5 protein-coding genes are annotated in these 8,446 nt (G+C 45.0%); all 5 read left to right on the top strand.

The window, feature by feature from the left end; translation table 11 throughout:
• Positions 1–896: S-layer homology domain-containing protein (locus AC1DWN_RS21460; protein WP_477560937.1), on the top strand; the 896-nt coding region annotated here is incomplete at its 5' end.
• 736 nt (positions 897–1,632) lie between these two features.
• A complete protein-coding gene (locus AC1DWN_RS21455) occupies positions 1,633–3,807 on the top strand; it encodes a helix-turn-helix transcriptional regulator (protein ID WP_477560939.1) in 2,175 nt (724 codons plus the stop codon).
• 335 nt (positions 3,808–4,142) lie between these two features.
• Positions 4,143–5,108: an ABC transporter permease gene (locus AC1DWN_RS21450; protein ID WP_477560938.1), complete on the top strand. Its 966-nt coding sequence runs from the start codon at positions 4,143–4,145 to the stop codon at positions 5,106–5,108.
• A 13-nt stretch (positions 5,109–5,121) separates the two neighbouring features.
• A complete protein-coding gene (locus AC1DWN_RS21445) occupies positions 5,122–6,012 on the top strand; it encodes a carbohydrate ABC transporter permease (protein WP_477560936.1) in 891 nt (296 codons plus the stop codon).
• 40 nt (positions 6,013–6,052) lie between these two features.
• Complete coding sequence (locus tag AC1DWN_RS21440; RefSeq protein WP_477560935.1) at positions 6,053–7,693, top strand: extracellular solute-binding protein; 1,641 nt, start codon at positions 6,053–6,055, stop codon at positions 7,691–7,693.
• The last annotated feature ends 753 nt before the right edge of the window (positions 7,694–8,446 follow it).

Below are 8,446 nucleotides of genomic sequence, written 5' to 3'. Positions count from 1 at the left end.
GGACATATACGCCAGAAGCGAATTATACAGGTACGGATACATTCACAGTCTTCGTCCTAACTGGTGAAGGTGGCGATGAATATTTATCGACGATTACAATTATAGTTAAACCAACACCGACACCAACGCCAATATCAACACCAACACCAACACCGACACAGACACCGACACCGACACCAACACCAACGCCAACGCCAACGCCAACGCCAACGCCAACGCCTCCTGTTATACAGCCGCCTAAATTAGAGTATGATCGTCATTTCGACTATATAATTGGTTATCCAGATGGAATGGTGAAGCCCGAAAATAATATCGATCGTGAAGAGGTTGCCACTATTTTTTACCGATTAATGGAAGATAACAGCCGCAAAGATTATCTTTCTAACACGCATTCTTTCTCTGATGTGACGAGTGATCGATGGTCTAACAAATACATTGCTACGATGAATAAAGCCAAAGTAATAAATGGTTATCCAGATGGAACATTTGCACCGGGACAGTATATAACTAGAGCAGAGTTCGCTGCAATTGCTTCGAGATTTGATAAACTAGATGAAAGAACTAATGATTTCATTACAGATATCAGTGGTCATTGGGCAGAGAAGTACATTGCATCCTCTGTGAACAAAGGCTGGATAAAGGGGTATGCGGATAAGACCTTTAGGCCTGATCAATACATCACACGTGCTGAAGCCATGACCTTAATCAATAGTGTATTAGATCGACATGTCCAGACCAAAGACATTCACAAAGACGCGAAGCAGTGGCCGGATAACAAGCCAGAACAGTGGCATTACAGAGATGTCCTTGAAGCAACTAATTATCATGACTACAGCAAAAAGGATAAAGAAACTGAGATTTGGCTAAAAATTCTTCCGAATCGCGTTTATCCATAAGCTTATTATATAAAGCTCCTATCTGGTCTATTAGGCCAAAGAGATAGGAGCTTTTGGTTTACCCAGATGCTGAGAAGGATATAATTCTACCGTTACTCTTGTGTTGCAACGTAGGAAATAAAACTCGTAAGAATCGAAGCGACGGAGGGATTGTAGATGGTTATTTGTTTTCTTCAAATTAACACATGTGGAGTGATGTGTGTCGGTTGTGAGGATGCATTGAATAACTCATTTACCTGATTAATTATTAAGCATTAGGAGAGAAAGTGCTTAAGCTTGCTCTATTTTCGTAGATTGAAAATGATTCTATTGTATGTTGGAAGGTACCTTGGGGCCAAGCTCAGTCTGGGAGAGCGCTTCGCTGGTTCTGTTGTGCACTAGMGTCATGTTAAAAATTGTAATTTTGTTCATAGGGAGCCTGAAGAAAATCTGAGGATTATATGAAGGATGATTTGATATATACTATTACAATTTAGTAGTTTTATGGTAGTTAACATTATTGCTCCTTGTACTAAGCAGCCATTCTATATTAAAATGCTTAGTAGAGATTGCACACATATTTAAGTAGCATATACTATGAATTACCATTTATCTCACACTAACAGAAGCAAGCAAGGTTGATTGAGTCTTATCATTCACGTCATATTGAATACGCTTTCATTTTGTTCGTTATGGAAAGGTATGATTATCGTTGAAAAGCTGGCACTACCGTTTAACCCGGGACTCCAATGTTGTGATGAAGCTGTTACGGATCACGATTATAGTGCTGTTGTTTCTAATTGTATTCGCTTACATAAATAATTTGTATTTTATAAAAGTGGTCGAGAAGGAGATTCAGGCATCCAACAAGAAGGAAATGGTCAGCATCGTCAATTTGACCCATGACACGATGGAGTCTATCAAACGAATTATGTATCAATATACGTATGATCGCTCCATCGTTTCCCTCTCCTATACGAAAAAATACGATGCAGATACCTACATGCAGCTGGCGAATGTGCGCAGCAATATACGCAGCTTCAGGAATGCCCGGAGTGATATCCATGATATATTTATCCGTTTTAAGCAGTCGGAAATTGTGCTCGGGACAGAAGGGATCATGTCGACCAGAGTGTTTTATGAGAAGCTGGATGAGGGGTCCAGGAGAACGGTAAGCTCAATGTCTGAGGACAGAACCAATCAGGGGAATATCATGTTGCAGCCCATCAGCTATATGAACGCCCAGGCCAATATGTATCTGTATTCGCTGCGGGATATGGCGATTTACGTCGTTACGGACAGAGAGGCGGAGAATCGGGCGCTAATGTCGGTAACCTCCCGGGATGATACGAAGGTTCTTGTACTGGACCGGGAATTGAATATCGTATCAGGGACGGAGCACGATCTACGCTTTATCTCCAAACCGGCATCCCTGGACGAAGTGGTCGACATCTTGGAACGTCGTTCTCCAGACAGTGTATATTCGTTCATGACCAGCAGCTCCGATCATTTCCACTTTATTATTGGTCATACGAGTAGTGTGGCTGCCCAGAAGAATCAGCAGATCAATAATTATACGATCCTGCTGCTGACTGTATTTATGGTGTTCTGTCTGCTGCTGTTCATGCTCATGAATGCGGAAGTATACCGGCCCCTGCGCAATATGCTGGGTAAATTGAATATTGGTGGCCAGGGCAGTGCTTGGGTGACGAATGAGTACGCACTGCTCGATCAGGCGATATCAAGCCTCCAAGAGGAACTGCATTCTGTAGGTGGATACCTGAAGAAGCAGGAGAAGCTCGTGCAGGAGAGCTTTCTGAACAAACTGATGCTGGGTCACGAATTGGATCATGATTTGAAAAATATGCTTTACGCGGCAGAGACAGGGCAGCATTATCTGGTGGTTACCATTATTCTGGAGGATGGAGAAGGCCATCATGCTGCGGGAGCGGTAAGGCAATTCGAATATTTGCTGGGCGCCTCCTTCACCTTCACGACCATCAATATGTACGCCAAGGAGCGCACCTATTTTGTCCAGGTTGACCCTGCCGTAGAGGTTGCCTCTGCTCTCATTGAGAAGCTCAAGGTCTGGCATGCTCCCGGACTATTCATGATCATGGGGATCAGCAATGTGTACACAGAACTGGATGACCTGCGGGAGGCGTATGAGGAGAGTCGTTCTGTATTCCACAAGCAGCAGGTTATGAAACTGGGCGAGGGGTGGAGAATTGGCTTTGCGACTGTAGACGATGAGCTGCAGGAGGAGGGCTCCTTCGATCTGAATATCCAGGAGGAGAAACAACTGATGATGCTAGTCACAAGCGGGGATGCTGAGGCTATTCCACTCCTTTTGACGGAATTATGGACCAAAAACCAGAGCAAATCCATATTCCGGCAGCATGAGATGCATTACTATTTACTGAATCTGTATGTCATTATGCTCAATAGCCGGGAAGGACAGCGGGATGAAGGCTCGCAGCAGCAGATCAGCGCTTTTATCCGCTATTATCGCGATATTTTTAATGTCTCCCTGATGAACCGGCTGCTGATTGAGCGGTTTGTTGATTTGTCAGAGCAGTACGCTGACGAGAAGACAGATCTGAAGCAGATTATTATCGATTACATCGAACAGAATTACATGCATGATGTCTATCTAGATCGGGTGGCAGATGAGGTGAAGCTGTCGTACACCTATGTCTCCCATTACTTTAAGAAGGCTACGGGGACGAACTTCGTTGATTATGTACGCCGGGTGCGGGTCGAGAAAGCGAAGCTTCTGCTGACCGAGCAGAATTTATCGGTGAATGAGGCTGCGCTCTCGGTCGGCTTTGAGTCGGCGAATACTTTCATCCGCACCTTCAAGAAGATCGTGGGCATCACGCCTGGAGAGTTCAAGAAGCTGGTTCACACGCTGGGCGAGCCCATGAAATGACAGGCAGCGATTTCCCTCTGTCTGATTCTGATCGTATACCATGTTCAATCAAGTGGCCTTGGTCCTGTAAGTGCTGGACCAGGGCTATTTTTTTTGTCAATATCGATCTACCATTCTTGTGATAACGCTTTCACTAAATCTGGTGATTGACCATCAAAAGGTCAATGCTAGTAAGGTTTTGATGGATGCCACACCATACTAAAACACGAAGACAAGGCCACACAAAATCGGATGATTGTTTCCTATTTATGGGCGATGCTACGATGGCGATACATTTGAACAATATCTTGGACAAATGAAGATCTGCCCACGAAAGGAGGTGAAGGTTCTTGAAAATGGTAGCGGTTCCAAATGGGGTGAAGGCCCCTCGGAAAGTGCAGACTACACAGCAGCGTACAGGAAAGTCGTTCTGGAAACGATTGCTCCAGCAACGGGTGCTGATCCTGATGCTCTTGCCGGCTATGTTGATCACATTTATCTTTCATTACATTCCGCTCACTGGAATTGTTATTGCTTTCAAGAAGTATAACGTAGCGAAAGGTATTTGGGGGAGCGACTGGGTGGGGCTGAGATGGTTTGAGATGTTCTTCAAAAACCCATTTAGTCCGCGCATTCTGAAAAATACGATCTTGCTGGGGGTCTTTAGCTTCCTTTGGACGTTTCCCGCACCGATTGTGCTTGCGCTACTGTTCAATGAGATCAAGCACAGTTGGTTCAAGCGACTTGCGCAAACGATTTCCTACCTGCCGCATTTTATTTCTACCATTATTATTGTAGGTATGTTGAAGGTGTTTGCTTCTGAGACGGGTTTGTTTAATGAAGTTGTTGCCTGGTTCGGACAGATGCCTATTCAGTTTTTCGCTGAACCTGGCTGGTTCCGGACGCTGTTCATCGGCTCGGGCTTATGGCAAGGTATCGGCTGGGGCACAATCATTTATTTGGCCGCTTTGGCAGGTGTTCCGAATGATCTATATGAAGCAGCTACGATTGATGGGGCTACAAGGTGGAAGAAGGTTTGGTATATTACGATCCCGGCTATTATGCCGACCGTAATGCTGCTGTTCATTCTCAGCATTGGCGGTATCATGGGGACCGATGCCCAAAAGGTCCTACTGATGTACAGTCCATTAACCTATGAGACGGCTGACGTATTGGATACTTATATTTTCCGTGAAGGTATCGAGGGTGGACAATATAGTTACACGGCTGCTATTGGTATATTCACTTCGCTCATTTCCTTCTTCCTGTTATATTTGACTAACTGGATCAGCAGGAAGGTTTCGGAGAATAGCTTGTGGTAAAGGAGTTAGGACTATGCGATATAAAGAATCGATCTCTAGCCGTCTGTTTGACGTCGCCAACTATACATTTATAGTTTTGATGATGATTGTAATGATCTATCCGTTAATAAACGTGCTGTCGATTTCGCTCAGTGCTCCGAGTGCGATCGTGGCTGGCAAGGTCAGCTGGCTACCGAAGGGGTTTAACCTGGAAGGGTATAAATACTTGTTTCAGGACGGGGAAATTTTCAAGGCGTATCGTAACACGATCCTGTATGCAGGTGTCGGGACGCTCATTACGCTGACGCTCACTTCGCTGGCAGCCTATACGCTTGCAATCCGTGAATTTGTACTCAGTAAATTTGCGACCGTATACTGGGCAGTAACGATGTTTATCGGGGGAGGTTTAATTCCAACCTTTTTGGTCGTCAAAAATTTGGGTATGATGAATACATTCTGGGTGATGATCATTCCGGGCGCGATCGGGGCATTCACGGTCTTTGTTTTCCGGACGTTTTTTCAGCAGCTTCCTGTAGAACTCCGTGAAAGCGCTTATATGGATGGGGCGAATGATTTCGTCATCTGGTACAAGGTCACGCTCCCGTTATCGAAGGCGCTCCTTGCTACCTTTGCCTTATTTACGATCGTGGGCCACTGGAATAGTTGGTTCAATGCCTTGCTCTACTTGAAGGATTCCGATCTGTACCCGCTGCAAATGTATTTGCGCCGGATCGTAATTGAAGAAAATCTTGGATCTGGTTACACAGATGGCGAAATCCAGGCTCTCTTGGTAAGCAACAGGATTAATCCGAAAAACCTGCAGATGGCAGCGATCATGGTTGCCATGGCGCCGATCCTTTTAATCTATCCCTTTATTCAGCGCTATTTCGTAAAAGGGGTCATGATTGGTTCGATTAAAGGTTGATTGCATATCAAGATAAGATATAGAAGGAGGAATTGTGTTCATGAGAAAACGATTAGGGATCTCGCTGGTAGTGGCAATCTTCGCGTTGATGGCTGTTTTGAGTGGCTGCAGCACAGATGACAAGGGCAATGGGGGCAAGGCTGAAGGTAGCGGGGAAAAACCGGAAGTGCTGAAACTGGTAGTGTACAATCCGATATTCTCCAAGTCRCCATTGGGCACTCAGGTTCAAGACAAGTGGAAGGAAATGATGGAGAAATATCTAGGTGTGAAGTTGGACATTAAGTGGGAGGAAGCACCATTTGGGGATTATTTGGAGAAGATGCCGACTTATATCGCCGGTGGTGACTTTGCGGACGTTTTTGGCATAAATGACATTGGCAAGGTACACGATCTGGGTGACAACGGGCAACTGCTTAACCTGAAGGAATATATGGATCAAATGCCAAACTTTAAGAAGTATCTTGATAGCGATCCGTATGGTGAGGATAAGGTGGCTTCTACCGAAGGAGGCATATATGGCTTCCCCGATGGAAGTGAAGGAAATCATAATGGAACTCAGGGTGTCTTTGGGGTTCGATTCGATATCTTCCAAAAGCATGACCTGAAGCCGCCGACGACCTTCGATGAAATGTATGAGGTAGCGAAGAAGCTTAAGGAGCTCTATCCGGATTCCTATCCACTGACGAATGTGTACGGTGGCACGGCTATTATCAATACTCTGCTCACTATGAATCATTCAGGCACCGGTATATTCTTTAATGGTGAGGAATTCGTGTACGGACCATTGGCGGATGATGATCGCTTCAAGGGCGTCATCGCATATTTGCAAAAGTTTTATGCAGAAGGACTGCTGGATCCGGAGTATGCGATCAATACCGGCGACCAATCCATTGCCAAGATGCTTAGTGGCAAAAATTTCATCGCCCCCTTCGTCTTCGGACTGGATTTGAAGGAGAAGCTGAACAATAACGCGGAGCATCCTGAGGTTGTGTGGGGCCTTATTCCGCATCCGAAAAACTTGAAGGGTGAGGTTTCGTGGAAGGGTGGTTCCCAGATAAAGGGCAAAGTAATTTCGTCCTGGTATAGTACAGTCATTTCGGCGAAAACCAAGTATCCCGAGCTGGTCGTCAGAATGCTGGACTACCAGTATTCAGATGAAATGGTCGAGCTCGCTAACTGGGGTATTGAAGGTGTAACCTTCACGAAGGAGAATGGCGAGAAAACGTTCAAGCCGGAAATTTTGGGAGCTGCCTCGGCTATGCAGGAGCTGGCCAATTATGGTGTGAATATGTCGATGAGTGTCCGTTCGGGCATCCAGTTTATTCCACAGCAAAAGGAAGCTGAAATTCCACTGACGCAGACGGTTCCTGCTTATGTGGATGGCGAATATACGGATAGAAACTACTGGCTGTACACGGATGAGGCAAACGGCGAAGAGTCGATCGCGCCTGGAGAAAGTGTGAACATGCCGCCACTAGTCTTTACTGAAGACGAGAAGCTGGAGATGAGCAGTATCCTGACGCCGATGGCGACCTTCGTTGAGGAGTCAATCACAAAGTTTATCGCTGGCAAGATGCGGATGGACCAGTGGGACAAATTTGTTTCCGACCTGAAGGCAATGGGTGACATCAATACGGCTCTGAAGCTTTACAATGATCGTTATCAGGAGGTCAAGAAATAACAGCATGCGCCCGATTGTTCCGTGAGGAATAATCGGGCGTATGCTGTTTACTCAAGCTCCACTTCGGTTTTGCAAATGAACAAGAGGCTGCTCCGCCAGGTAGCGGAAAGATAAAATTCGCTCTGCAGCTTGCCGAAGATTTTTCAAGAGAAACCCTACAACCGCTACAAGCCACCCAGACTATCGATCGTGAACTATTAGCCGCTTTATTGAAAAGTTTGAAGTTAAAGAGGACGGCACGGTGAAATTGTATTATCGTTTCGCTGGCACGTCCAAGATCTTGAATGAACTAATTGGATAATGTATGGTTTTGTGAAAAAGATGTGCTGGCTGTTCGGGCGCTTTTATTTTTTAGAAAGTATCCGACACTCAGCACCCAACACATGTGGAGTGTGTAATAGGAATGCAACGAATCGATATGTAGAAATCCTTTGTTTTCAACACTTTTCGGGTTTTACGATGTTTACGATGAACGGTGCGGATTTCAATCTTTCTCGACTTTTAATCAAATAGGGAATGCAAGTGTTGGCTATTCGCACGTTTTTCCCTTTCTTTTTACAAAATGTAATCGAGGTTACAGAATTGAAGCCGCAGAAATTATAAAATATGTATAGAAAAAGCTTACTGTTAAACAATCGGATTTTGGGAGGTAGTTAGGTCTATTAAAATAGCAATAGATGCTAAAAAAACAGGATGAGAGGAAGTTGGCGAATGAGTATGAAGAAAAAGATATTATCTGTTGGTGGTGTATTT

This window comes from Paenibacillus sp. P4_A7 (assembly GCF_056402455.1).
This window is presented reverse-complemented; position numbering and strand designations above follow the sequence as displayed.